Below are 466 nucleotides of genomic sequence, written 5' to 3' on the forward strand. Positions count from 1 at the left end.
AAAGGCGCCGGCCGCCATGAAAGCAGCACTGCCAAGCGACACCTGGCCGGCATAGCCGGTCAGGATGTTCAAGCCCACGCCGGCAAGGCTGAGCGCCAGGAAAGGCAGCAGGATGGCCTCGAACAGATAGCTTGAGCCGATCAGCGGCACGACGCCGTAAGCGAAAGCGAGCAAAAGCACGGGCACGACCCATTTCGGCAGCACCGGCGCGGCGGCGAAATCGCTTGTTATCGCGGTCATCGTTCAGATCCTCTCGACGAGCTTCTGACCGAACAGGCCGGAAGGGCGGATCAGCAGGAAGACGAGCGCGACGACATAGGCAAACCAGCTCTCTATGCCGCCGCCGAAATAGTCGCCGATATAGACTTCGGCGAGCTTCTCGCTGGCGCCGATCAAGAGGCCGCCGACGATGGCGCCGAGGATGGAATCGAAACCGCCGAGCACCAGCACCGGCAGCGCCTTGAGC

Annotated in this window: 2 pseudogenes; both read right to left on the bottom strand. The window is 63.1% G+C overall.

The features are described from left to right. Positions 1-240: pseudogene (locus tag EOD15_RS35405) on the bottom strand (branched-chain amino acid ABC transporter permease); the annotation flags it as partial. 3 nt (positions 241-243) lie between these two features. After that, a pseudogene (locus EOD15_RS35410) lies at positions 244-466 on the bottom strand (branched-chain amino acid ABC transporter permease); the annotation flags it as partial.

The sequence above is a fragment of the Mesorhizobium sp. M7A.T.Ca.US.000.02.2.1 genome, assembly GCF_003996995.1.
Lineage (GTDB): Bacteria > Pseudomonadota > Alphaproteobacteria > Rhizobiales > Rhizobiaceae > Mesorhizobium.